26 protein-coding genes are annotated in these 23,733 nt (G+C 59.1%); 5 read left to right on the top strand and 21 right to left on the bottom strand.

The annotated features are described in order from the left end of the window. Positions 1-72: 72 nt before the first annotated feature. The 15 genes from ybgF to AACW30_RS26860 form a co-directional block, all read right to left on the bottom strand. Positions 73-906 (bottom strand): tol-pal system protein YbgF, encoded by an 834-nt coding sequence (ybgF, locus tag AACW30_RS26930; RefSeq protein ID WP_119736970.1) that lies wholly within the window; start codon positions 904-906, stop codon positions 73-75. A 6-nt stretch (positions 907-912) separates the two neighbouring features. Next, complete coding sequence (gene pal, locus AACW30_RS26925; RefSeq protein WP_003209827.1) at positions 913-1,413, bottom strand: peptidoglycan-associated lipoprotein Pal; 501 nt, start codon at positions 1,411-1,413, stop codon at positions 913-915. 55 nt (positions 1,414-1,468) lie between these two features. Further along, entirely contained in the window at positions 1,469-2,749 is a 1,281-nt protein-coding gene (gene tolB, locus AACW30_RS26920) for a Tol-Pal system beta propeller repeat protein TolB (RefSeq protein WP_043205819.1), read from the bottom strand. Between the two features lie 17 nt (positions 2,750-2,766). After that, positions 2,767-3,840: a cell envelope integrity protein TolA gene (tolA, locus tag AACW30_RS26915; RefSeq protein WP_106578387.1), complete on the bottom strand. Its 1,074-nt coding sequence runs from the start codon at positions 3,838-3,840 to the stop codon at positions 2,767-2,769. Then, positions 3,840-4,292, bottom strand: coding sequence for a protein TolR (gene tolR, locus AACW30_RS26910; RefSeq protein ID WP_161630238.1), 453 nt, complete (start codon positions 4,290-4,292; stop codon positions 3,840-3,842). Before tolR ends, tolA begins: the two co-directional genes overlap by 1 nt. Positions 4,293-4,315: 23 nt before the next feature. Then, entirely contained in the window at positions 4,316-5,011 is a 696-nt protein-coding gene (gene tolQ / locus AACW30_RS26905; RefSeq protein ID WP_003209819.1) for a protein TolQ, read from the bottom strand. Position 5,012: 1 nt separating this feature from the next. Further along, positions 5,013-5,468 carry a tol-pal system-associated acyl-CoA thioesterase gene (ybgC, locus tag AACW30_RS26900; protein WP_071484353.1) on the bottom strand — a complete coding sequence of 152 codons (456 nt, stop codon included), beginning with the start codon at positions 5,466-5,468 and terminating at the stop codon, positions 5,013-5,015. A gap of 140 nt (positions 5,469-5,608) precedes the next feature. Continuing rightward, positions 5,609-6,667, bottom strand: a complete 1,059-nt coding sequence (ruvB, locus tag AACW30_RS26895) for a Holliday junction branch migration DNA helicase RuvB (protein ID WP_003193867.1) — start codon at positions 6,665-6,667, stop codon at positions 5,609-5,611. Next, entirely contained in the window at positions 6,668-7,279 is a 612-nt protein-coding gene (gene ruvA / locus AACW30_RS26890; protein ID WP_025854761.1) for a Holliday junction branch migration protein RuvA, read from the bottom strand. It abuts the gene before it with no gap. 67 nt (positions 7,280-7,346) lie between these two features. After that, complete coding sequence (ruvC, locus tag AACW30_RS26885; RefSeq protein WP_016975450.1) at positions 7,347-7,871, bottom strand: crossover junction endodeoxyribonuclease RuvC; 525 nt, start codon at positions 7,869-7,871, stop codon at positions 7,347-7,349. A 158-nt stretch (positions 7,872-8,029) separates the two neighbouring features. Further along, the gene (locus AACW30_RS26880; RefSeq protein WP_106578386.1) at positions 8,030-8,776 is read right to left on the bottom strand and encodes a YebC/PmpR family DNA-binding transcriptional regulator; all 747 of its coding nucleotides are present in this window, start codon (positions 8,774-8,776) and stop codon (positions 8,030-8,032) included. A gap of 150 nt (positions 8,777-8,926) precedes the next feature. Next, a complete protein-coding gene (gene aspS / locus AACW30_RS26875) occupies positions 8,927-10,702 on the bottom strand; it encodes an aspartate--tRNA ligase (protein WP_200623862.1) in 1,776 nt (591 codons plus the stop codon). A 107-nt stretch (positions 10,703-10,809) separates the two neighbouring features. Next, positions 10,810-11,031, bottom strand: coding sequence for an FmdB family zinc ribbon protein (locus AACW30_RS26870; protein WP_017139808.1), 222 nt, complete (start codon positions 11,029-11,031; stop codon positions 10,810-10,812). A gap of 168 nt (positions 11,032-11,199) precedes the next feature. Then, positions 11,200-11,541 carry a ribbon-helix-helix domain-containing protein gene (locus AACW30_RS26865; protein ID WP_119736966.1) on the bottom strand — a complete coding sequence of 114 codons (342 nt, stop codon included), beginning with the start codon at positions 11,539-11,541 and terminating at the stop codon, positions 11,200-11,202. Positions 11,542-11,734: 193 nt separating this feature from the next. Then, positions 11,735-12,208: a Dps family protein gene (locus tag AACW30_RS26860; RefSeq protein ID WP_003193874.1), complete on the bottom strand. Its 474-nt coding sequence runs from the start codon at positions 12,206-12,208 to the stop codon at positions 11,735-11,737. Positions 12,209-12,663: 455 nt separating this feature from the next. Here AACW30_RS26860 and AACW30_RS26855 point away from each other — a divergent pair, with 455 nt between their 5' ends. Further along, positions 12,664-13,266 (top strand): cold-shock protein, encoded by a 603-nt coding sequence (locus tag AACW30_RS26855; RefSeq protein WP_106578384.1) that lies wholly within the window; start codon positions 12,664-12,666, stop codon positions 13,264-13,266. 66 nt (positions 13,267-13,332) lie between these two features. On the opposite strand, the gene AACW30_RS26850 is transcribed toward AACW30_RS26855, so the two are convergent. Together AACW30_RS26850 and AACW30_RS26845 are read right to left on the bottom strand one after the other, a co-directional pair. After that, a complete protein-coding gene (locus AACW30_RS26850; RefSeq protein WP_017847119.1) occupies positions 13,333-13,539 on the bottom strand; it encodes a SlyX family protein in 207 nt (68 codons plus the stop codon). 3 nt (positions 13,540-13,542) lie between these two features. Beyond that, positions 13,543-13,968, bottom strand: a complete 426-nt coding sequence (locus AACW30_RS26845; protein ID WP_106578383.1) for an HIT domain-containing protein — start codon at positions 13,966-13,968, stop codon at positions 13,543-13,545. 742 nt (positions 13,969-14,710) lie between these two features. Here AACW30_RS26845 and AACW30_RS26840 point away from each other — a divergent pair. Beyond that, positions 14,711-15,982 carry an OprD family porin gene (locus AACW30_RS26840; RefSeq protein ID WP_106578382.1) on the top strand — a complete coding sequence of 424 codons (1,272 nt, stop codon included), beginning with the start codon at positions 14,711-14,713 and terminating at the stop codon, positions 15,980-15,982. Positions 15,983-16,171: 189 nt separating this feature from the next. Here the strand turns inward: AACW30_RS26840 and AACW30_RS26835 are convergent, their stop codons facing one another. Together AACW30_RS26835 and AACW30_RS26830 are read right to left on the bottom strand one after the other, a co-directional pair. Beyond that, on the bottom strand, positions 16,172-17,014 hold the full coding sequence (locus tag AACW30_RS26835; protein WP_200623861.1) for a mechanosensitive ion channel family protein: 843 nt from the start codon (positions 17,012-17,014) through the stop codon (positions 16,172-16,174). A gap of 136 nt (positions 17,015-17,150) precedes the next feature. Next, the gene (locus tag AACW30_RS26830; RefSeq protein ID WP_003193880.1) at positions 17,151-17,636 is read right to left on the bottom strand and encodes a YajQ family cyclic di-GMP-binding protein; all 486 of its coding nucleotides are present in this window, start codon (positions 17,634-17,636) and stop codon (positions 17,151-17,153) included. Positions 17,637-17,759: 123 nt separating this feature from the next. Between AACW30_RS26830 and AACW30_RS26825 the strand changes: the two genes are divergently transcribed. The 3 genes from AACW30_RS26825 to AACW30_RS26815 are packed head-to-tail and all read left to right on the top strand — an operon-like array spanning position 17,760 to position 21,341. After that, complete coding sequence (locus AACW30_RS26825; RefSeq protein ID WP_200623860.1) at positions 17,760-18,677, top strand: putative 2-dehydropantoate 2-reductase; 918 nt, start codon at positions 17,760-17,762, stop codon at positions 18,675-18,677. A gap of 46 nt (positions 18,678-18,723) precedes the next feature. Beyond that, on the top strand, positions 18,724-20,760 hold the full coding sequence (locus AACW30_RS26820) for a sensor histidine kinase (protein ID WP_106578379.1): 2,037 nt from the start codon (positions 18,724-18,726) through the stop codon (positions 20,758-20,760). Between the two features lie 2 nt (positions 20,761-20,762). Continuing rightward, entirely contained in the window at positions 20,763-21,341 is a 579-nt protein-coding gene (locus tag AACW30_RS26815; protein WP_106578378.1) for a cob(I)yrinic acid a,c-diamide adenosyltransferase, read from the top strand. 126 nt (positions 21,342-21,467) lie between these two features. Here the strand turns inward: AACW30_RS26815 and AACW30_RS26810 are convergent, their stop codons facing one another. Both AACW30_RS26810 and argJ read right to left on the bottom strand, forming a co-directional pair. Further along, positions 21,468-22,412, bottom strand: coding sequence for a Nudix family hydrolase (locus AACW30_RS26810; protein WP_200623859.1), 945 nt, complete (start codon positions 22,410-22,412; stop codon positions 21,468-21,470). Positions 22,413-22,432: 20 nt separating this feature from the next. Then, the gene (gene argJ, locus AACW30_RS26805; RefSeq protein ID WP_106578376.1) at positions 22,433-23,650 is read right to left on the bottom strand and encodes a bifunctional glutamate N-acetyltransferase/amino-acid acetyltransferase ArgJ; all 1,218 of its coding nucleotides are present in this window, start codon (positions 23,648-23,650) and stop codon (positions 22,433-22,435) included. Between the last annotated feature and the right edge of the window lie 83 nt (positions 23,651-23,733).

The following is a 23,733-nucleotide window of genomic DNA, read 5'->3' as shown; positions in this document are numbered from 1 at the left end:
TCATAAAAGGGCGTGGATTCTAACGAAAAAACCCGCGCCAGGCGCGGGTTTCTTCTAAACGGGAAGCATCGCTTACAAGCGCTGCAGATCCCGCTGTGCCAACTGGGCAGCGGAGGTACCCGGATATTGGGCAACCACCTGCTGCAGAATGCCTTTGACCTTGTCGGTGTGACCCAGGCGGCGTTCTACGTCAGCGAGTTTGTACAACGAATCAGGCACCTTGGCGTGCTTTGGGTAAAGCTGGCTGACCTTGGCAAAAGCCTGGCCTGCACCTTGCAAATCACCCTTGGCCAAGTTGACCTCGCCCAACCAGTACTGGGCATTGCCCGCGTATTGGCTGTTCGGGTATTTGCGCAGGAATGCGGTAAAGGCCTGGCTGGCCTTATCGAAATCCTTGGCTTTGATCAGGTCGAAGGCTGCATCGTAATACAGCTTTTCTTTCGCCGGATCACCCGGTTCGCTGCTGGCGGCAGGGGCTTGGCTTGCCGCCGCGGCCCCTGCTGCTGCACCACCGGCGGCGCTTGGTGCGCCACCGGCAGAAGAATTATCAGGAGTGGCGGCAGGTGTAACGCCGGCTCCAATGCGTCGGTCAAGATCCTGGTAACGCTCCAGGCCTTCTTGCTTAAGCTGGTTCACTTGATTCTGCAGAACTTCAATCGTGCCTTGTTGCTGCGACAATTGATCCTGCATGCGTTGCAGCTGGTTGAACAGTTCGCCCTGTGCCGAGGGAGCGGACGTAGCCGCTCCCCCAGCATAGGCGCCGTTCGTGCCATAACCCGCTGGCGGATAACTGCTCCCGCTATTGTTATAGCCAGAGTTGCTATCTTCCACAGGAACCGCAGCCCACACCGCAAGCGGTGCGAGGCTGAGAGCCAATACAGTTAGAGCACGACGGCACGTTCGCATGACGAATTACTTACGCAGTTCGACGCGACGGTTTTGAGCCCAGGACTGCTCGTCGTGGCCAGTAGCAACTGGACGCTCTTTACCGTAGGAAACCAGTTCCAGTTGGCCTGGAGCAACACCTTGCAGTACCAGGTAGCGCTGAACGGCTTTCGCACGACGCTCGCCCAGTGCCATGTTGTACTCACGAGTACCACGTTCGTCAGTGTTACCTTCCAGAACAACGCGAGCGCCGTTAGCTTTCAGGTCCTTCGCGTGAACGTCCAGAGCGCGCATGGCTTCTGGCTTCAGGTCCGAACTGTCGTATTCGAAGTAGAAAGTGGTGATAGCGCGCAGAGCAGCTTCTTCGCTCAGGGAGCCGTCAACTGCACCAGTGTTAGCGCCGTAACCAGCGTTTGGATCAACAGCTGCGCCTTCACCGGCATTGTCGCCGCCTTTAGACGAGCAACCAACGGCTACGGACAGAGCCAGAGCCAGAGCAGCAAACTTACCAAACTTCAGCATTTCCATCGTGAAACTCCTAATGAACCCCAGTGTGTTAAGTACTTCTTTTTGTAGCGCCGCGTCAGTTCAGGTAAGGGGACCAGGACGGTTCTCTGACTTCGCCTTGAGCGGTAGGAAGCGGGAGCCTTACGCGTCCATTAATGGACACGAGCATCAAGACTCCCCGGCCCTGCTGGCGGGTGGCGTAGATTACCATGGTGCCGTTGGGCGCAACAGTAGCTGACTCATCAAGGTTGGTATCTGTGAGGATTTTTACGGTTCCGCGCTGCAAATCCTGGGCCGCAACCCGGAAATTAGTGAAACCATCCTGACGGTGAATCATCACCAACGTCTTTTCATCGGCCGAAAGCTTAGGATTGGCATTGTAGTTACCAATAAAGGTCACGCGTTCTGCGCCACCGCCATTCACGTTCGCTTTATAAACTTGTGGCTTGCCGCCACGGTCGGAGGTGAAGTAGATGGTCGAGCCATCCTTACCCCAGAAAGGTTCGGTGTTGATGCCCGGGCCGCTGGTAACACGGCTGATCTGGCGCGAAGCCATGTTCATCACGTAGATGTCCGGGTTGCCGTCCTTGGAGAGCACGAACGCCAGGCGCGAACCATCCGGCGACCAGGCTGGTGCACCGTTGAGGCCTTCGAAGTTGGTGATCTGCTCGCGACGACCTGTATCGATGTGCTGAACAAAGATCCGTGGACGGCGCTGCTCGAACGATACGTAGGCAATACGCTTGCCGTCCGGCGCAAAGCGCGGCGACAGGATTGGCTCACGCGATTGCAGCAAGGTCACAGCACGTGCGCCGTCGTAGTCCGAACGCTGCAAAGTGTAACGAGTGTTGTCTACAGAGAAACGCTCAGCCGTTACATAAAGCAGACGTGTCGAGAAAGCACCCTTGATACCGGTCAGCTTTTCAAACGACTGGTCCGAGATGTAGTGCGCCATGTCCCGCAGTTGTTCGGCGGTGCCCGATACGCTGCCGGTCAAGACCTGCTGCTCGGTGGCCACGTTGAACAACGTGTACTGGATCTGCAGGCGACCGCCGGCCGGCGTGATGTTGCCGACCATCAGGTACTGGGCGCCCACTGCCTTCCAGTCACGGAACACAACTTCGCTGGCCTGGTTAGGCTGGCTGATCATGTTGCCTTTCGGAATCGGCGCGTAGTACCCGGAGTTGCGCAGGTCGTCACTGACGATCTGGGCCATGTCGTCCGGCAGCACGCTGCCGCCCTGCCAGCCGAACGGTACTACGGCAATCGGGGTGGCCCGATCGCTACCGCTGGTAACCAGGATGTTCTTTTCATCCGCCGCCGCTATCCCTGCCATACAGCAAATAACGACAAGCATTCCTCGAAGAAGGTTTCTCACAAGGCTAGATCCTCAGGTGTGAATGTCATCTTGAATGAACGATAGGGAGCGAAGTCGCTTGGTTTCATTCCCTGCATCTCGGTCAACCGGCCAATGTTCTTGACCGCGGCAACCGCCGAACTGTCGAACGAACCGTCACCACTGGACTTGGCCACGCTGACCGAAGTCACCGTACCGTCCGGCAACATGCCGATCTGCAGCACTACTGTCATGCCTTTGCGTGCCGAAGGTGGACGTGTCCAGCCTTCCGCTGCCCGTGCCCGAATCAGGTCGTCGAAACTGCCCGCGACTTCATCACCACGTTCATCGGCCAAGGCTTGCTGACGCTGCGGCGTGTCGGAAAGCAAATCTGCCAAGGCCTGGGCCTTTTTCTCTTCGGCGGATTTACGTGCTGCTTCCTGGGCCTTTTTCTTGCTGGCGTCGGCGGCAGCTTTCTTCTTCGCGTCGTCGGCGACTTTCTTCTTCGCCTCGTCTGCTTCAGCTTTTTTCTTGGCGTCTTCGGCGGCTTTCTTCTTCGCGTCTTCGACTATCTTTTTCTTGGCGTCTTCAGCGGCCTTTTTCTTGGCCTCTTCTTCGGCAGCTTTTTTGGCTTCTTCTTCAGACTTCTTCTTAGCTATATCAGCCAATTGTTTCTCTTCGGCTTTTTTAGCTTCGGCAGCTTTATCGGCTTTTTTGGCTTCATCAGCCTTTTTCGCCTCGTCAGCTTTCTTGGCTTCGTCAGCCTTTTTCGATTCCTCGGCCTTTTGAGCCGCCTCTTCTTTCTTTTGTTCCGCAGCAGCCTTCACCGCTTCCTGCTCGACCTTCTTCTGTTCCATCTGTTCGACTTCAGTCTGGCGCGCAGCCGACTTCTGGGCCTCACCCGCAATCTTCTGATTGGTCTGGGTGGTGGCCTGACTTTTCGATTTCAGCTGATACAGGGTCGCCTGCACGATCGGCTTGGCTGGCGGCAAGTCCGGGGTCATGGCAAAGCTGACGAACAGCATGCCAAACACCAGGACGTGCAGGGCAATTGCCCAGACGCTAGGCCAGAAGTAGCTTTCCGAGGCGGACGGCTCTCGCTGTTGCTGCATCAGGGCGCCTCGGTAATCAAGCCAACGTTACCCACGCCGGCCTTCTGCAGCCCACCCATGGCGCCCATGACGGAACCATAGTCGACCACTTTGTCGCCGCGAATGAACACCTGGGTGTGCTTGCCGCCTTCGTTGCCGGACCGGATGATCTTGGTCACGGCATCGGTCATCTGCGGCAAGGTCATGGCCTTGTCCTGCTGTTTCTGGGTGTCGACTTCGCTGCCAAGGTTCCAGTAATAGGTCTTGTCAGCCTTGATCGAAATGGTCAGGACCTGAGTGTTGTTGTCTTGCGGCAAGGCTTCGCTGGAAACCTTGGGCAGATCAACCTTCACGCCCTGATTGAGCATCGGCGCGGTCACCATGAAGATGACCAGCAGCACCAACATCACGTCGATGTAAGGCACTACGTTCATCTCGGCGACCGGCTTGCGCTTTTTGCGAGCTCGAGCGATTAAAGCCATTGGGAATTACCTGCTTATTCTTCGCTGGTGTGCACTTTACGGTGCAGGATCGCCTGGAATTCGTCGGCGAAGGTGTAGTAACGGCTGATCAAGGTCTCGCCGCGCGCGGCAAAACGGTTGTAGGCAATTACTGCGGGGATAGCAGCGAACAAGCCGATCGCGGTAGCGATCAGGGCTTCGGCGATACCCGGGGCCACGGTGGCCAGGGTCGCTTGCTGGGCCTGAGCCAGGCCACGGAAGGAGTTCATGATGCCCCACACCGTACCGAACAGGCCGATATACGGGCTCACGGAACCGACGGTGGCGAGAAACGGCAGGCTTTGCTCCAGCTTCTCTTCTTCGCGGGAAATCGCGACGCGCATGGCACGGGCCACGCCTTCCATGACTGCTTCCGGGTCAACGCCCGGTTGCTGACGCAGGCGGGAGAACTCCTTGAAGCCGGCGCGGAAGATCTGCTCGACGCCCGAATCCGGGTCCGGGTTGCTGCCGGCCTGGCGGTACAGCTTGGACAGGTCGATACCCGACCAGAAGCGCTCTTCAAAGCTCTCCAGGGCACGTCGACCGGCACGCAGCAAATTGCTGCGCTGAAAAATCATGACCCAAGAGGTAACCGATGCGGCTACCAGGACCAGCATCACCAGTTGAACCACGACACTGGCATTGCTGACCAGGCTCCACATGGAGGAATGGTCGACGACGGTAGGTTCCACGCTAAATCTCCTGCTTTGATTGTTTACCCGCGCCGCTTACGCCGGCAAAGGCCGCACGTAGAGCTTCGGGAATGGCCCGGGGTTTCAAACTATTGGTGCGCACACAGGCCACCAGGAACTGCCCCTCACAGAGCAGCGTTGCATCCGTTGCCCGCCTGACTTGCTGTTTAAAGCGCAGGCTGACACGGTTCAATTCGATTACTTCAGCGCTGACCAGCAACTCGTCGTCCAATCGCGCCGGTGCGTGATAACGCGCCTCGCTGGAATGCACGACGAATAACAGGTCCTCCCCTGCCAGCTGGGATTGGGCAAAGCCCAGCTCCCGTAGCCGCTCGGTTCGAGCCCGCTCCATGAACTTGAGGTAGTTGACGTAATAAACGATGCCGCCGGCATCGGTGTCCTCGTAATAAACGCGACAGCGATGTGCGAACGACTGATCCCCGTTTTGCGCGCGCATACTCTAGTGCTTACTCCTCAGGTTGCCAATCCGGCTGGGCAACTGTTTTTTCCATTCTCTGAAACATTTGCAGCAACTGAATGACGCTACCAGCCACTAGGACAGCACAAACCTCAGATAAATCGACTGACGTGAGCTTTTTAATCGTCCACTGCATCCAGGAATTCGTCTACTACAGGCATCTCGCCCAATCGTGACGGAATGTTTAACCCGAAGTGCAGATAAGCATGGCGCGTCACCACCCGCCCCCTTGGCGTGCGCATGATGTACCCCTGCTGGATCAGGTACGGTTCCAGCACATCCTCAATGGTATGACGCTCCTCGCTGATCGCCGCCGCCAGGCTGTCCACACCCACCGGGCCGCCGTCGAACTTCTCGATCATGGTCAAGAGTAGACGTCGATCCTGGTGGTCGAAGCCATGTTCGTCCACATCCAGCAGGTTCAACGCCAAATCGGCCACGGCCTTGGTGATATGACCCTTGGCGCGCACTTCAGCAAAATCGCGCACACGTCGCAATAAACGGTTGGCAATCCGCGGCGTGCCCCGCGCTCGACGGGCGATTTCAAAGGCGCCTTCCGGGTCGAGCGGCAAGCCAAGAATACTCGCCGAACGACTGACAATCGTCGCCAGGTCTGCGGTGCTATAGAACTCTAGACGTTGAACAATGCCGAAACGGTCTCGCAGCGGGTTGGTCAGCATGCCCGCGCGGGTGGTCGCGCCCACCAAGGTGAACGGCGGCAGGTCGAGCTTGATCGAGCGGGCCGCCGGGCCTTCGCCGATCATGATGTCGAGCTGGAAGTCTTCCATGGCCGGGTACAGCACTTCTTCGACGATGGGCGACAACCGGTGAATCTCGTCGATAAACAGCACATCGTGCGGTTCAAGATTGGTCAGCAGGGCCGCCAGATCACCCGGACGCTCCAGCACCGGGCCGGAGGTGGACTTGATCGACACGCCCATTTCCTGGGCGATGATGTTCGCCAGCGTGGTTTTACCCAGCCCCGGCGGGCCGAAGATCAAGGTGTGGTCCAGGGACTCGCTGCGCCCGCGCGCGGCCTGGATGAACAACTCCATCTGCTCGCGCACGGTGGGCTGGCCGATGTATTCGGCCAGGCTGAGCGGGCGGATGGCCCGGTCCTGGACTTCTTCACGGTCGCGCGGGCCAGTGGCCGCGATCAGACGATCAGCTTCAATCACTTAAATCATTCCCTTCAGGGCTCGGCGGATCATGTCTTCGCTGCTCAGGTTCTTGTCCTTGATAGCCGATACGGCCTTGCTCGCTTCCTGAGGCTTGTAGCCCAGGGAGATCAACGCGCTGACCGCATCGCTCTCGGCGCTGGCGACCTGGCCTGCCGGCATGTCCGGCTGGTTCGGCACCAGGGCAAACATGCTCGGCACCACTTCCCAGGCCTTGAAGCGGTCCTTGAGTTCTACCAGCAGGCGCTCGGCGGTTTTCTTGCCGACACCCGGCACCTTGGTCAACGCCGAAGTGTCCTGGGCCGACACCGCGCGCACCAGCTCATCGACTTCCAGGCTCGACATCAATGCCAGCGCGAGCTTTGGCCCTACACCATTCAGGCGAATCAACTCGCGGAAAAAGTCGCGGTCGCGCTTGCCAATGAAACCGTAGAGCAGTTGCGCGTCTTCCCGTACCACCAGATGGGTGTGCAGGGTCAGCGGCTCGCCGACCGACGGTAGGCGGTACAGGGTGGTCATGGGCACTTCCAGCTCATACCCCAACCCATTCACATCCAGAATCAGGTGCGGTGGCTGTTTTTCAGCCAGGGTGCCGCGCAAGCGTCCAATCACGGTTCAGATCCTTAAAGCTTGGGGTCAGATCGAGGCCTGACCGGAAATAACGATTGCGCTGATGCTATCAGAGACGCAGCCGGCCGCCACGACTGCGTGCCGTGCCCAGGCCGTGCGGCAGCAAGCTTGAGCGCGTGTGCGCATGGCAAATGGCAATGGCCAGGGCGTCGGAGGCGTCGATTTGCGGTTTTGAGGTGAGCTTGAGCATGTGCATGACCATCATCTGCACCTGCTCCTTATTCGCCGCACCGGTGCCGACCACAGCCTGTTTGACCTGGGTCGCTGTGTACTCGGCGATTTCCATGCCCTCCTCCGCGCCGGCAACAATCGCGGCCCCACGGGCCTGGCCAAGCTTGAGCGCGGAGTCGGCGTTTTTCGCCATGAACACCTTTTCGATGCCCATGGTCACCGGGCCGTAGGTCTGGATCACTTCACGCACGCCGCGGTAGACAATCTGCAGGCGCTCGGCCAACTCGCCCGCGCCGGTGCGGATGCAGCCCGAGGCGACGTAGACGCAGCCGCGCGGGGTCTGTTGCACCACGCCAAAACCGGTGATGCGCGAACCGGGGTCGATACCTAGGATTAAAGTCATAACGCCTGCGGGTTGGGTAAAAACAATTTTTGATACAGAGAAGCTCTAATGTGGGAGCGGGCTTGCTCGCGAAAGCGATGTGTCAGTCAACTCATATGCTGACTGATACATCGCTTTCGCGAGCAAGCCCGCTCCCACATTGTGATCTACATCGCCCTTCAGCCTAGCTGCTCGGCCACAGACTCAGGGATGTCGGCGTTCGAGTACACGTTCTGCACGTCATCCAGGTCTTCAAGCATATCCAGCATCTTCAGCACTTTCTGCGCGCCGTCCAGGTCCAGTTCGGCGCTGGTGGTCGGCAGCATCACGATTTCCGCGTCAGTGCCTTTGAAACCTGCCGCTTCCAGCGCGTTGCGCACCGCATAGAAGCCGGCAAACGAGGTGAACACGTCGATAGAACCGTCTTCGTTGGTCACCACGTCGTCGGCGTCAGCCTCCATCGCAGCTTCCATCAGCGCGTCTTCATCCGTACCCGGCGCAAAGGTGATCTGCCCCTTGCGCTCGAACAGGTAGGCCACCGAACCGTCGGTGCCCAGGTTGCCGCCGCATTTGCTGAACGCATGGCGCACGGCTGCCGCAGTACGGTTGCGGTTGTCGGTCATGCACTCGACCATCACCGCCACGCCGCCCGGGCCGTAGCCTTCGTAGCTCAGTTCGACCATGTCGTCGGTGTCGGCGGCGCCGGCACCACGGGCCACGGCGCGGTCGATGATGTCGCGGCTCATGTTCGCGCCCAGAGCCTTGTCCAGCGCCAGGCGCAGACGCGGGTTGGAGCCCGGGTCACCACCGCCTTGGCGGGCAGCGACGGTCAGCTCGCGAATCCACTTGGTGAAGATCTTGCCTTTCTTGGCATCCTGACGCTCTTTGCGGTGCTTGATGTTCGCCCACTTGGAATGGCCAGCCATAACACAACTCCGAAATTCTCTAGAAACCTTATCAATCCCGCCCCAGGCAGGATTTTCCTCTTGAAAGCACAACCCTTGTAACGCAAAGGCGCATCCGAAGATGCGCCTTTTTAGACTGCGTAAACCTCAGTGCGCTTTCACGCAGCAGCCTTACTCAGCCTTTGGCGTCTCGCGCAGACGGATGTGCAACTCGCGCAGCGCCTTGGCATCCACCACGCCCGGAGCCTGGGTCATTACGTCCGCAGCACTCTGGGTTTTCGGGAAGGCGATCACTTCACGGATCGACTGGGCGCCGGTCATCAGCATCACCAGACGGTCCAGACCGAATGCCAGGCCACCGTGCGGCGGCGCGCCGTACTTCAGGGCATCGAGCAGGAAGCCGAATTTCTCTTCCTGTTCGGCTTCGTTGATGCCCAACAGGCGGAACACCGCTTGTTGCATTTCTTTGCGGTGGATACGGATCGAACCGCCACCCAGCTCGGTGCCGTTCAAGACCATGTCGTAGGCACGCGACAGCGCGCCTGCCGGGTTGGCTTCCAACTCTTCAGGCGAGCACTTCGGCGCAGTGAACGGGTGGTGCAAGGCGCTGAAGCTGCCGTCGTCGTTCTCTTCGAACATCGGGAAGTCGACGACCCACATCGGTGCCCACTTGCAGGTCAGCAGGTCCAGGTCGTGGCCCAGCTTGATCCGCAGCGCGCCCAGGGCTTCGCTGACGATCTTGGCTTTGTCGGCGCCGAAGAACACGATGTCGCCGTCGACCGCACCAACGCGATCGAGGATCGCGTTCAGGTTGTCCAGCGGAATGTTCTTCACGATCGGCGATTGCAGACCGTCAACGCCATTGGCGCGCTCGTTGACTTTGATGTACGCCAGGCCCTTGGCACCGTAGATGCCGACGAACTTGGTGTAGTCGTCGATCTGCTTGCGCGGCATGCTCGCGCCGCCAGGCACGCGCAGGGCGGCGATGCGGCATTTAGGGTCGTTGGCCGGGCCGCTGAACACCTTGAAGTCGACTTCCTTGAGCTGGTCGGCCACGTCCACCAGTTCCAGCGGGATTCGCAGGTCTGGCTTGTCGGAACCGTAGCGGCGCATGGCCTCTTCGAAGGTCATGTGCGGGAAATCGCCGAATTCCAGATCCAGCACTTCCTTGAACAGGTTGCGGATCATTTGTTCGGTCAGGCCCATGATCTCTTTTTCATCGAGGAAGCTGGTCTCGATGTCGATCTGGGTGAATTCCGGCTGGCGGTCGGCGCGCAGGTCTTCGTCGCGAAAGCACTTGGCGATCTGGTAGTAACGGTCGAAGCCAGCCACCATCAGCAGTTGCTTGAACAGTTGCGGCGATTGCGGCAAGGCGAAGAAGGAACCGGCGTGGGTACGGCTCGGCACCAGGTAGTCACGCGCGCCTTCCGGAGTGGCCCGGGTGAGGATCGGCGTTTCGACGTCGAGGAAGCCGTTTTCGTCGAGGAAGCGGCGGATGCTGGTGGTCATGCGCGAACGCAGGCGCAGCTTCTCGGCCATTTCCGGACGACGCAGGTCCAGGAAGCGATAGCGCAGGCGAGTTTCTTCGCCGACGTCGGAGTATTCGTTGAGCGGGAACGGCGGGGTTTCCGACTCGTTCAGCACTTCGAGCTCGTAGCCCAGCACTTCAATCGCGCCGGACGCCATGTTCGCGTTCACGGCACCGGCCGGACGCAGGCGAACCTTACCGGTAATTTTCACAACATATTCGCTGCGCACGCGGTCGGCGGCGGCGAAGCTTTCAGCGCGGTCCGGATCGAACACCACCTGGGCCAGACCATCACGATCACGGATATCGAGGAAGATCACCCCGCCGTGGTCACGGCGACGGTGAACCCATCCGCACAGGGTGATTTCCTGACCATCCAGGGTCTCGTTCAGTTGGCCGCAATAGTGGCTGCGCATCATGATAGTGGTTTCACTTCTCGTAATTCGAATTTCGGTGGAGGCTCGCCTCGTCACCGTACAGTTAAGCAGGGGACGGATAATGCAGGAGCCTGCGCGTAGAGTTCAACTCAGTCTGCTTTGTCGCCGCCCGCCAGATTCTTCTTGGCGCCGGTCTTGAAGTCGGTCTCGTACCAGCCACCGCCGCTCAGGCGAAAGCCCGGCATGGACAACATCTTCTTCAGCTCAGGTGCCTGGCAGGCAGGGCAATCGACCAGCGGCGCTGCGCTGATTTTCTGAATGGCTTCCAACTGATGACCACAGGAAGCACATTGATAATCGTACATGGGCATGGAGATGTCTCGGCGATCAGATCATTACTGCGCTGCACCCGCCCTGTGGGTAAAGACCCGGCACGCGCAGCAAAGCGCGGGATTATATCTGGTAAATCGAAGCAGCGCAGCCGGCTTTCTGCCCCAGGCCTTGCCCGCCAGGTAGCGGGCCGGCCCGGTGCCACCTGACTAGTCAGGGTGGTGCGACGCCGTATTGCCTTTTAATACGTGAACCACGCACACCACCCTGACCAAGCCACTGAAGTTCTTCACTCCTCCGTAACGCAAATGCACTTCCCGATCGACATAAGACAGCAATGCGCTGACTGAGCAGGCATTGAGCCTGGCTATCTCCGTGAGGATATTCCAATAGATCTGCTCAAGCCGCAGGCACGTGGAAAACCCGTTGAGCCTGACCGACCGGGACAACGGCTTGGCCAGTCCCATATCGAAGCCTTTAGCGAAAGGATCGACTTTTATCTTATGAAAACCGCAGGTTTCCATCACTCCACTACCCACTCCGCGTGACATACACCTGACACTCCATTGCCAAACAGCAGCCCATGGGTTTCTCCCATCGGACAGTGGCCCTATAAAACAGCAGGACGTGACAGGCAGCCAGAAGACGCGGAGTCGATAGTCGTAGGACAACGCCAGGAAGCGCAGAGAAACAAGCGAGCGGCGCCAGGACGGCACCGCTCGGTTTGCTTTTGGGGCTGGAGCGTTACTGGTTTTCGAGCAGGGAACGCAGCATCCACGCCGTTTTTTCGTGGACTTGCATACGCTGGGTCAGCAGATCGGCGGTCGGCTCATCGCTGACCTTATCGAGCAACGGGAAGATACCGCGCGCCGTGCGGGTCACGGCTTCCTGGCCCGCCACCAATTGCTTGATCATCTCTTCTGCGCTGGGCACACCCTCTTCTTCCTTGATCGAAGACAGACGGGCGTAGATCGAATAGGCACCCGGCGCCGGGAAACCCAGGGCACGGATACGCTCGGCAATGGAGTCCACTGCCAACGCCAGTTCGTTGTACTGCTCTTCAAACATCAAGTGCAGCGTACGAAACATGGGGCCCGTGACGTTCCAATGGAAGTTGTGGGTCTTCAAATACAGTACATAGGTATCGGACAGCAGCCGTGAAAGCCCATCGACGATGGATTTACGATCTTCTTCACTGATACCAATATCGATTGCCATGTTTTTCCCCTTCAATTGACGAGCATTCATTGATCAGGTGCAGGACCACTCTAGCAAGAGTGCAGGCGGTGTGCAGCCCGACACACGCAACTGGCGTGCGGCAAATCGCCCCGCTGCATGACAGGCTTGCAACACCCAGCGGTCCCCGCTCAATCGGCGGCGCGCAGGCCTCAGCCTTGAGTAGGAAAACGCCCGAAATGCCGCCGAAAAAGTCCGCACCTGTCTAGGACAAGTGTTTGAAGCAGAAATGCCATCGCGCCTGCAACACCCCGAAATGCTTGATTTGAGTAGGCACAGCCTTTGCTGTTAAATAGACGGCGTGTGGTTGCCGTTAATTTGCGCGGCGCACCACATAGGCTGATACCCGTGCACGTGCCCAACGCCTCCCATTGTTCAGAAGCGAACCGTGCCCGTCAGCTCTTCCTTGTGATCCTTCTTAACGTGAGTTAATCAAAATGTTGAAAATCGTCCACCTGCTAACGGGCGTTGCAGCGTTGCTGCTGTCCTTTATACCGAGCTTGCAACAGGGAAGCCCTCCCTACCTGGAACAACACGACGCTCTGTACCTGGCCTTGTTCGGCCTTCTTAACCTGACGCTGGCACCGGTGATCCCATACTGGAACAAAGGCACACGTCATCAACTGCAAAACCTGGTCAGCGCGCTGCTGGTACTGACCGTTGTCGTTCAAACCCTCACCCTCCTGGCACCTATGCCTGAAGTCGGCGGCCACCCGGCTATCCTGCTCAGCCTGGTGATTGCTGTGGTCGCTATCGTTCTTCACCTGGCCATCAGCTTCTACCGTTCGTCCCCAGCGGCAGCCACGCAAAACTACGACATGACCAACCGGGATACCGGTACCGTGAAGTGGTTCAACACCTCCAAGGGCTTCGGCTTTATTTCCCGCGATTCGGGCGACGATATCTTCGTCCACTTCCGGGCCATCCGTGGCGAAGGTCACCGCGTTCTGGTCGAAGGCCAGCGCGTGGAGTTCTCCGTCATGAACCGTGACAAAGGCCTGCAAGCCGAAGACGTGATCGCGGCATTGCCGCGTCGCTGATACTTTCTCGGCGCAAAAAAAACCGCGATCCAGCCTGGCTGGGTCGCGGTTTTTTTATGGCGCACCTTAATAATGTGGCGGCGGCGCTTCTTCTTCGGATGATTCGAACTGGCCACCCATTTCTTCCTGACGCTTGAGCAGCGCCGTCATCTGCAGCTGCAGGCGCTCTACCGCCCGCTGCTGGGTGACCAGAATGTCATTGAGGGTCTCGATGGTGTCGTCCTGAAAGGCCAGGCGGCTTTCCAGGTCGGTGACGCGGTCTTGCAGATCCATAATTCAGTCCTGGCTAAAGATGAAGCCGGCAGGCAATAAAGCGCGCAGTCGGGTGCGTATCGCCGTTACTTGCTCTTCGGTGTACGGTCGGGCCGGATGCTTGCCCCACACCGGTGCAGGCCAGGCGGCGTCATCACGCTTGCGCACGATCACATGCACGTGCAACTGGCTGACAACGTTACCCAGCGCACCAATGTTCATCTTGTCGGCTGCCAACCCTTCGTTCAACAACGCCGCCAGGGCCGTGGTTTCCTGCCACAAGGTGTGCTGATCGGCGACATCCAGCTGAAACACTTCACTGATACCGTCAATGCGCGGCACCAGGATGAACCATGGGTAATTCGAGTCATTGGACAGCAGCAGGCGGCAGAGCGGGAAGTCCCCAATAGCCAGTGTGTCTTGTTGCAGGCGTTGGTCTAAGGCGAACACGCGGGCACTCCGTTTGGCAGGTCAATTTCAGGTGCCCAGCATACCTTTGAATGCGCAGCGCTTCACGGCGAATGCGGAAAGCCTGGATGCATGCGGATAAAAAACTTGCACCCTTTAGAGGCAGGCGAATATTTGAGCTACGCTAAATCGGGCCTCGACGGGATGCACCAAAATGACCCACCTGTGCTCAAAGGGATCCGCCGATTACCCACTCATGGGGGTCAACCGGTAACGTTTTTCTCTGGAACAGGATTTAGGTACCCCTTCACAGGTGTAACACCTGGACGTCAAGCCCAAACCAAACGGCGTAAAAAGCCCGTGCTTATGCGGTTTTTACACTCCCGTAACGTTTTTCACGAAAAAATGACATTCGGTTACCGCTTTGTGCACGCTTGTTGCATTCACCCCACTATCGTCGGCAACGACACCCGTTTGGAAGCAGGTGTTTCGCGATAAAAACACAAGCGATTCAGTGCGTATCACGGAAGATTTCAAACTTCGAAAGCGGTCTGAAAACAGCACTTAAGTTGTCAGCCTGGTGACAATCGGGCTGTGAATTTGCGACATGGAAATAGCAATTTACGACAGCCTCGTAAAGAAGCTGAAAGGATAGATGGGTAAGTATCGTCAATAGGGTCCGCGTGATATAACTTTGCGCCGACACAAAAAAAGAAAGAGCCGCCCAGATAAAAATACAGGTGGGACGGCAGTACTCTTCCTAAAACCAAAGGAGCAAATCACGATGCGCGTGATGAAGTGGAGCATGATCGCCCTGGCTGTTTCAGCAGGCACCTCGCAGTTCGCAATGGCGTCCGCCCAGGACGATTCCAAGGGCTTTGTTGAAGACAGTACTTTCAGCATCAACACTCGCTTGCTGAACTTCAGCCGCGACTTCCGTAACAACGACACCGGCAAAAGCCGTGTAGACGAAACCGGCCTGGGCTTCAACGGCCTGTTCCAGTCGGGCTACACCCAAGGCACCATCGGCGTCGGTGTTGATGTCATCGGCCTGCTGGGCGTGAAACTCGACAGCGGCAAGGGTCGTTCGGGCACTGGCCTGTTCCCTACCGGTGCAGACGGCCGCGCGCAAGACGACTACTCCAAAGGCGGCGGCGCTGTTAAGTTCCGCATCTCCGACACCGTGCTCAAAGTCGGCGACCAGTACACCACCGCGCCGGTATTCGCCTCCGATGACAGCCGCTTGCTGCCAGAGCTGCCGCAAGGTATCTCGATCACCAGCAACGAGATCAAGGGCCTGAAACTTGAAGGTGGTCACTTCACCTCGAGCGTGGCACAAGCACAGACTTACCGTGACAGCCTGGGCCTGACCAAAACCGACTTCATCGGCGGTGTCTACGCCCTGACTCCAGAAGTCAGCGCCAGCCTCTACTACGCGAAGACTGAAGACTACTGGAAGAAAACCTACGCCAACCTGAACTGGACTCACGCGCTGAGCAACGAACAGTCCCTGGCCGTTGACTTCAACATCTACAGCACCAAGAGCGACGGCGCCGGCCTGCAACGCGCAGAAAAAGACGGCACCACCAAACTGGACAACCGTGCCTACAGCTTGCAAGGCGCGTACACCATCCAGGCTCACACGTTCACCCTGGCCTACCAGAAAGTCAGCGGTGACGGTGACTACGGCTACGGCGTAGACGGCGGCGGCACGATTTTCCTGGCCAACTCCATCGCCCGTTCCGACTTCAACGCAGAAGACGAAAAATCGTTCCAGGCTCGTTATGACCTGAACATGGCCACCTTCGGCGTGCCAGGCCTGAGCTTCATGACTCGCTACGTTAAAGGTACCGGCGCTAATACCGCAGAGACCTCCAACGGCAAAGAGTGGGAACGTGACATCGAAGCCAAGTACGTGATTCAGAGCGGTCCAGCAAAAGACCTGAGCCTGCGCGTGCGTCAAGCGACCTATCGTTCGTCTGATGGCGTGTACTACGGTTCGGCGTCTATCGACGAACTGCGTCTGATCGCGCAATACCCGTTGAACATCTTGTAATTGCCAGTTTGATTACAACGATGGCTTAAGGCCTCGGCCTTAAATAAAAAGCCGCTCCCCTGTTTGCAAGGGAGCGGCTTTTTTATTGCAGTTTTATTTCGCTGAAAAAATAACTAGCAAGCTAACTAACGAGGTTAACGGCGCGCATTGAACCTGACCATTCGGCCAAGTTCGATACACTGCGCTTAGTTATTTCGCAGCCGGTTCCTGCATCACGCGGATAACGCGCTGTGGAAACGGAATATCAATGCCCGCGCCTTTCAAGCGATCACGCGACAGTTCATTAAGCATGAACACCACGTCCCAGTAATCGGAAGTCTTGGTCCAGCAACGCAAAGACACCGTGATCGAACTGTCGCCCAACGTCGACACCACCGCCACCGCTGGTGGGTCTGTCAGCACGCGCGGGTCTTTCGCCAGCTCCAGCAGCACTTCACGGGCTTTCTGCAAGTCGGCTTCGTAGTCGACACCCACGTCGAACACTACCTTGCGGGTAGGCTGGCGGTTGGTGTTGGTGATGATGCCGTTGGACAGAATGCCGTTAGGCACAATCACGGTTTTGTTGTCGCCGGTACGCAGCACGGTGTGGAAGATCTGAATACTGTCGACCGTCCCGGACGTGCCTTGAGCCTCGATCCAGTCGCCGATGCGAAACGGGCGGAACAGAAGAATCAGCACGCCGCCGGCGAAGTTGGCCAGGCTGCCTTGCAACGCCAGGCCGATAGCCAGGGTGGCCGCACCGATGGCGGCGACGAACGAGGTGGTTGCCACGCCGATCATCGAAGCCACGCTGACAATCAGCATCACTTTCAATGCGATGTTGGCAAGGCTGGTGATGAAGTGCTGCAGCGCCAGGTCCGCATTGCGAATGGCCAGCAAGCGCCCTACGCGGTGGGTAAATACGTTGATCAGCCACCAGCCGATGGCCAGGGTTATCACTGCCAGCAACACTCGGCTGCCGTATTCCATAATCATCGGGATCCAGGACTGCGAGGTCTTGATCAGGTGATCCACTTCAGCGTTCAAATCCATCTATCTTCTCCTGTTGCGCGGATGTGCGGCTTGATTGACTGCCATAAAACGCAAATGAGCCCCGTGGGGCTCAAGTGTAGGCACAGACTCTGGGGCGTGGGACGTCAAAAACACCCGCAGGTTCCGCAAAGTGCCATCAGTCGCGGAAGTTATTGAACTGCAGCGGCATGTCGAAAGTCTTGGCGCGCAGGGCCGCGATTGCCTCTTGCAGATCGTCACGCTTCTTGCCGGTCACGCGAACCTGTTCACCCTGGATGGCGGCCTGGACTTTCAGCTTGGCATCCTTGATATGCGCGACGATCTTCTTCGCCAGCTCTTTGTCGATGCCTTCCTTGAGCACGGCTTCCTGCTTCATCAGCTTGCCGGAGGCGTAGGCGTCCTTGACTTCAAGGCACTGCACGTCGATCTTGCGCTTGACCAGGGCCAGCTTGAGAATCTCGATCATCGCTTCCAGCTGGAAATCGGCTTCAGCGGTCAGGTTGACGGTCAGTTCCTTTTCCTTGAACTCGAAGCTGCCCTTGCCTTTCAAGTCATAGCGGCGGTCCAATTCCTTGACGGCGTTCTCGACGGCGTTGGTGACTTCGTGTTTGTCCAGTTCGGATACCACGTCGAACGAAGGCATGTCATTTCTCCAATATAAGGGGCGGGCTCAGTAGAGATGGAGCGCGCCCAAGCTAAAATGCCGAGGCATTATAGCGGTTCTTTCGCGCTGTTCACTGTGAGCGACCCTACGGAGCAAAAACTCATGTCGACTACCTGGCACATTCTCGGCGCCGGCAGCCTGGGCACACTGTGGGCCACACGCCTGTCGCGCGCGGGCGTGCCCGTGCGGCTGATCCTGCGGGATGAGGCCCGCCTGTCCAGCTACCGGCAGGCAAACGGCCTGACGCTGGTAGAGCATGGCGTAGCACACACCTACCCAGTGATCGGCGAAACGCCCCACAGCCAAGAACCCATTCATCGTCTGCTGGTGGCGTGCAAAGCCTACGACGCCGAAACCGCCATCGCACAGCTGCAACACCGGCTGGTACCGGACGCCGAACTGATCCTGTTGCAAAACGGCCTGGGCAGCCAGGATGCCGTGGCCGCGCAGCTGCCGCAGGCCCGCTGCATCTTCGCCTCCAGCACCGAGGGCGCATTCCGCGACGGCGATTGGCGCGTGGTCTTTGCCGGCCATGGCTACACCTGGCTGGGGGACGCGGGCCACCCGACGCCACCGCTGTGGCTGGACGACCTGCACGCCGCCGGCATTCCCCACGAATGGAGCACCGATATTCTCACCCGCCTGTGGCGCAAGCTGGCGCTCAATTGCGCGATCAACCCGTTGACCGTGCTCTACCAGTGCCGCAACGGCGGCCTGCACGACCACCAATGCGAAGTGGCGACCTTGTGCGCCGAATTGACCGAGTTGCTCGAATGCTGCGGTCAACCGGCCGCCGCCGAGGCGTTACACAGCGAAGTAGAGCGGGTCATCCACGCAACGGCGGCCAACTACTCCTCCATGTATCAAGACGTGGCCAACGCCCGGCGCACCGAAATCAGCTACCTGCTGGGCTACGCTTGCCAGGCGGCAGCCCGCCATCAGTTGGTCCTGCCGCATCTGCAACAGGTGCAAGCGCGGCTGATCGACCACTTACGCGCACGCGGATTAGCCACCGACTGAGGCACGCGCTACCCTGCCTACCTGTCTATCACCTGGGAAAACCCTGATGCCATTGCGCCAGCGTCTTGAAAATCTACCGGTAGGGCAGAAACTGCTGGCCGCCCTGCTGGTGTTGTTGACCACCGTATTGTTGGTGGCCAACCTGACGTTTATCAGCGCCGCCTACTGGATCTCCCAGGAAAGCATGGCCCCGCAGGCGTTGCAGGCCATCGGTCGCCTGGTGTCCAACCCCGCCCTCGCCGCCGAAGCCCTCGAATCCCCGGCCAAGGCCGACGCCCTGCTCAGCGAATTGACCAGTTACTCGCCATTACGCGCCGCCGCGTTGTATGACGGCGAAGGCACCCGCCTGGCCCAAATGCAACATGGCAACCGCCTGCACCTGCCGGACAACTACCGGCATATCGAGGCCTGGCGCGTCACCGAATTTCGCAGCAACCAGGTCATCACCCTGCCCCGCGCCGGCCAGCCTCCGGGGCATTTACTGTTGGTTGCCAGCAGCGAGCTACCCGTGGCGTTTTATACCGGCACGCTGACAGCCAGCCTCGGCATCCTGATTTTCAGCGTATTGCTCTGGCTGGTCATCGCCCGGCAGATCAAACGCTTGATCACCCGCCCGATTCACGAACTCGAAGAACTGTCGCGCCAGGTGACCCGCGAAGAAAACTACGCCCTGCGTGCCGGGCGCGGCAACCATGATGAAATCGGCAGCCTGGCCGAAGCGTTCAACACCATGCTGTCGCGCATCGAAGCCCGCGAGCATCAGCTCAAGCGAGCGCGGGACGACTCCCAGGCCGCCTACGCCCAAGCCCAGGGCCTGGCCGAAGAGACGCGCCACACCAACCGCAAGCTGGAACTCGAGGTGCAGGTTCGCAGCAAGATCGAGAAAAAACTCACGGGCTTCCAGAATTACCTCAACAGCATTATCGACTCGATGCCTTCTGCGCTGATCGCCCTGGACGAACAACTCTACGTCACCCAGTGGAATCAGGAAGCCACTGCGCTTTCCGGCACGCGCCTGGACGAAGCGCTGAACCAGCCGATCTTCCTCGCGTTCCAGCCACTCAAGCCCTACCTGCCGCAAATCAAGGCCACGGTTGAGCAACACACGGTTGAACGCATTGAGCGCGTCACCTGGATAAAGGATGACGAGGCCAAGCATTACGCCCTGACCTTCTACCCCTTGATGGGCGGCGCCGGGCGCGGGGTGGTGATCCGTATCGACGACATCACCCAGCGCTTGTCGCTGGAAGAAATGATGGTGCAGTCGGAAAAAATGCTCTCCGTCGGCGGCCTGGCCGCGGGCATGGCCCACGAAATCAACAACCCGCTCGGGGCAATCCTGCACAACGTGCAGAACATCCGCCGCCGCCTGTCTCCCGACCTGCCGAAAAACCTGGAACACGCGGAACAGGCGGGCATCGAACTGGAGGTGGTCAACCGCTACCTGCAGGGCCGCGAAGTCCCGCAATTGCTCGATGGCATCCAGCAAGCCGGCGCACGCGCGGCGAAGATCGTCACGCATATGCTCAGCTTCAGCCGCCGCAGCAATCGCCAAATGGCGCCTTGCGATTTGCCGGCACTGATCGACCAGGCAGTGGAAATTGCCGGTAATGACTTCGACCTGACGATCGGCTTCGACTTCAAGGGTCAGGCAATCATCCGCCAGTTCGACCCGCAGCTCGGCCCGGTGCCCGGCACCGCCAACGAACTGGAACAGGTACTGCTCAACCTGTTGAAAAACGCCGCCCAGGCCATTCACCTGCGTGAAGACGACCGCGAGCCCGGGCGCATTATTTTGCGTACCCGCCTCAACCCGCCCTGGGCGGAGATCCAGGTGGAAGACAATGGCATCGGCATGAGCGAAAACGTGCGCAAACGCACTTTCGAGCCGTTCTTCACCACCAAGGAAATCGGCCAAGGCACCGGGCTGGGGCTGTCGGTGTCGTATTTCATCATCACCAATAACCACAAGGGCCAGATGGAAGTGCATTCCACCCTCGGCCAAGGTACCTGCTTCACCCTGCGCCTGCCGTTGGCCGGCAGCCAAATGCCAACCTTTGACCTGACTCAACTGGAGCAATAACCATGGGCTTTCGCCTGTCGAAGATCTACACCCGTACCGGCGACACAGGCGAGACCGGCCTGGGCGACGGCCGCCGCGTGCCCAAGGACCACCCGCGCGTGGAAGCCATCGGCGAGGTGGACACGCTCAACAGCCAGTTGGGTTTACTGCTGGCCAGCCTTGAAGAGCAGAGCGGCAAGCATCCGCAACTGGACGATGTGATTGAGGTGCTTACCCCTTGCCAGCATCGGTTGTTCGATTTGGGCGGTGAGCTGGCGATGCCGGTGTACAAGGCATTGAATGCGGCCGAAGTTGATCGGCTGGAAGCGGCGATTGATCGCTGGAACGAGGAAGTCGGGCCACTGGAAAACTTCATCTTGCCCGGTGGTTCAGCGCTGATCGCCCAAGCGCACGTGTGCCGCAGCCTGGCGCGCAGTGCGGAGCGGCGGTGTCAGCAGTTGAATGCGATTGAACCGTTGGAAGGCGTGGGGTTGGCGTACATCAATCGGTTGTCGGACTTGTTGTTTGTGGCGGCACGGGTGATTGCCAAGCGCCAGGGGGTTGCGGAGGTGTTGTGGCAGGCGGCGGCTAAGCCACACTGAGTTTTGGGGTGACTGATCTGGCCCCTTCGCGAGCAAGCCCTCTCCCACATTTGACTGCATTCCAACGTTGAAACCCAGTCGACTGTGGGAGCGGGCTTGCCCGCGAACAGGCCCGTCAGAACAACATCAAACCTGCGGCCAAAACGCCCGAATACCTGCCACACCCTGAGCACCAGCGGCCCAAGCCTGTTCCCGCTCAGTCGGCCCTACGCCGCCGAGCAAAAACACCGGCTTGCTGAACCCACGGATCAACTCGGCCGCCTGCTCCCAACCCAATGGCTGAGCATCCGGATGCGTCTGTGTCGGCTGCACCGGTGACAGCGTGACAAAATCCACGTCCATCATTTGCGCCAGCGCCAGTTCTTCAGCGTTATGGCAGGAAGCCGCCAACCAGCGATCCTTCGGCAGCGGGCGTCCCTTGCTCGCGTATTTACGCAACTGCGCCGACGTCATGTGCCAGCCGGCCGCCGGGAAATCCCCCAACCACTCAAACGGGCCCTTGAGCATCAATTGCGCCTTGCCGGCACACAGGCCAACGGCGTCCACCGCCAGGTCACGGTACTTAGGGTCGTAACCATTGGGCGCACGCAGCTGAACCAGCTTGATGCCCCCGGCAATCGCCTTCTGAATACCGCGCAGCAACGTCGGGGTTTCCAGCTCGCCCGGGGTAATCAGGTACTCAGCCGGCAGCCGCGCCGCCGCCACGATCGGGGCATTCGCTGCGGGGAACGCATAGTTGATCAAGTCTCGCGGGGCCACCCATTCCAACGGCTGCCCTTCGGCACCATGGGGCTCGCCGGTAAAGGCCGAGACTTCCCAGACATCCAGCAACACCTGCTTGTCCGGGTAGTCATGCTGCACCTTGATCAGCGGGCGTGCCGTGGTGACCTGGATGCCCAGTTCTTCCTGCAATTCGCGGGACAAGGCGGCAGCAACCGACTCATCGGCCTCCACCTTGCCACCGGGAAATTCCCAGAGGCCGCCTTGATGCTGGGTATCGGCACGGCGCGCCAGCAGGATCCTGCCATCGACACCGCGGATCACCGCTGCTGCTACATGCACTCGTTTCACCGCGCTTATCCTCTTGGCTGTCAGGTGCGGTATTCCGCATTGATCTTCACGTACTCGTGGGACAGGTCAGTGGTCCAGATCGTTTCGCTGCACTCACCGCGACCCAGTTCGATGCGGATGGTGATTTCTTCCTGCTGCATCACTGCCGAGCCCTGGGCTTCGGTGTAGGTTTCGGCGCGGGCGCCACGGCTGGCAATGCACACCTCGCCAAGGAACACGTCGATCTTGCTCACGTCCAGGTCAGGCACGCCGGCACGGCCAACGGCGGCGAGGATGCGGCCCCAGTTCGGGTCAGAGGCAAACAAGGCAGTCTTGATCAGCGGCGAATGCGCCACGGTGTAGCCAACATCCAGGCATTCCTGGTGGTTGCCGCCGCCATTGACTTCAACGGTCACGAACTTGGTCGCGCCTTCGCCGTCACGCACGATGGCCTGAGCCACGTCCATGCACACCTCGAACACCGCCTGCTTCAACGCGGCGAACAGCGGGCCTTCGGTGGAGGTGATTTCCGGCAGGTTGGCCTGGCCGGTGGCGATCAACATGCAGCAGTCGTTAGTCGAGGTATCGCCATCGATGGTGATGCGGTTGAACGACTTGTTGGCGCCGTCCAGCATCAAGCGTTGCAGCACATCGCGGGAGACTTTGGCGTCGGTGGCGATGTAGCCGAGCATGGTGGCCATGTTCGGGCGAATCATGCCCGCGCCTTTGCTGATGCCGGTCACGGTGATGGTCACGCCGTCGTGCACGAACTGACGGCTCGCGCCTTTTGGCAGTGTGTCGGTGGTCATGATGCCTGTGGCAGCGGCAGCCCAGTTATCCACAGACAAGTCATCCAGCGCGGCTTGCAGGGCGCCTTCGATTTTTTCTACCGGCAATGGCTCACCGATTACGCCGGTGGAGTAAGGCAGCACTTGGCTGGCGTCTACGCCAGTCAACTGGGCCAGCTTGGCGCAGGTGCGGGCAGCGGCCACCAGGCCAGGCTCGCCTGTGCCGGCGTTGGCGTTACCGGTGTTGGTCAGCAGGTAGCGAATCGAACCGGCCACGCGTTGTTTGGCCAGGATTACCGGCGCGGCGCAGAAGGCATTAAGGGTGAACACACCGGCGACGGTCGAACCTTCGGCACAGCGCATCACCACCACATCCTTGCGCCCGGGGCGCTTGATGCCGGCCGAAGCGATACCGAGTTCAAAACCGGCAACCGGGTGCAATGTGGGCAAAGGACCAAGACCAACAGCCATGAATGCGCTCCTTAAAAATAGGTGATGTCTGTGCCGTCGCTATCGACGGTGGGAATTAATGGCAAAACGCCGCGACGGCTGAT

The sequence above is a fragment of the Pseudomonas sp. MF6747 genome, from assembly GCF_963890955.1.
In the GTDB taxonomy this organism is placed as follows: Bacteria; Pseudomonadota; Gammaproteobacteria; order Pseudomonadales; family Pseudomonadaceae; genus Aquipseudomonas.
Note: the sequence above shows the minus strand (reverse complement) of the source record. Positions and strands in the feature narration are given on the sequence as shown.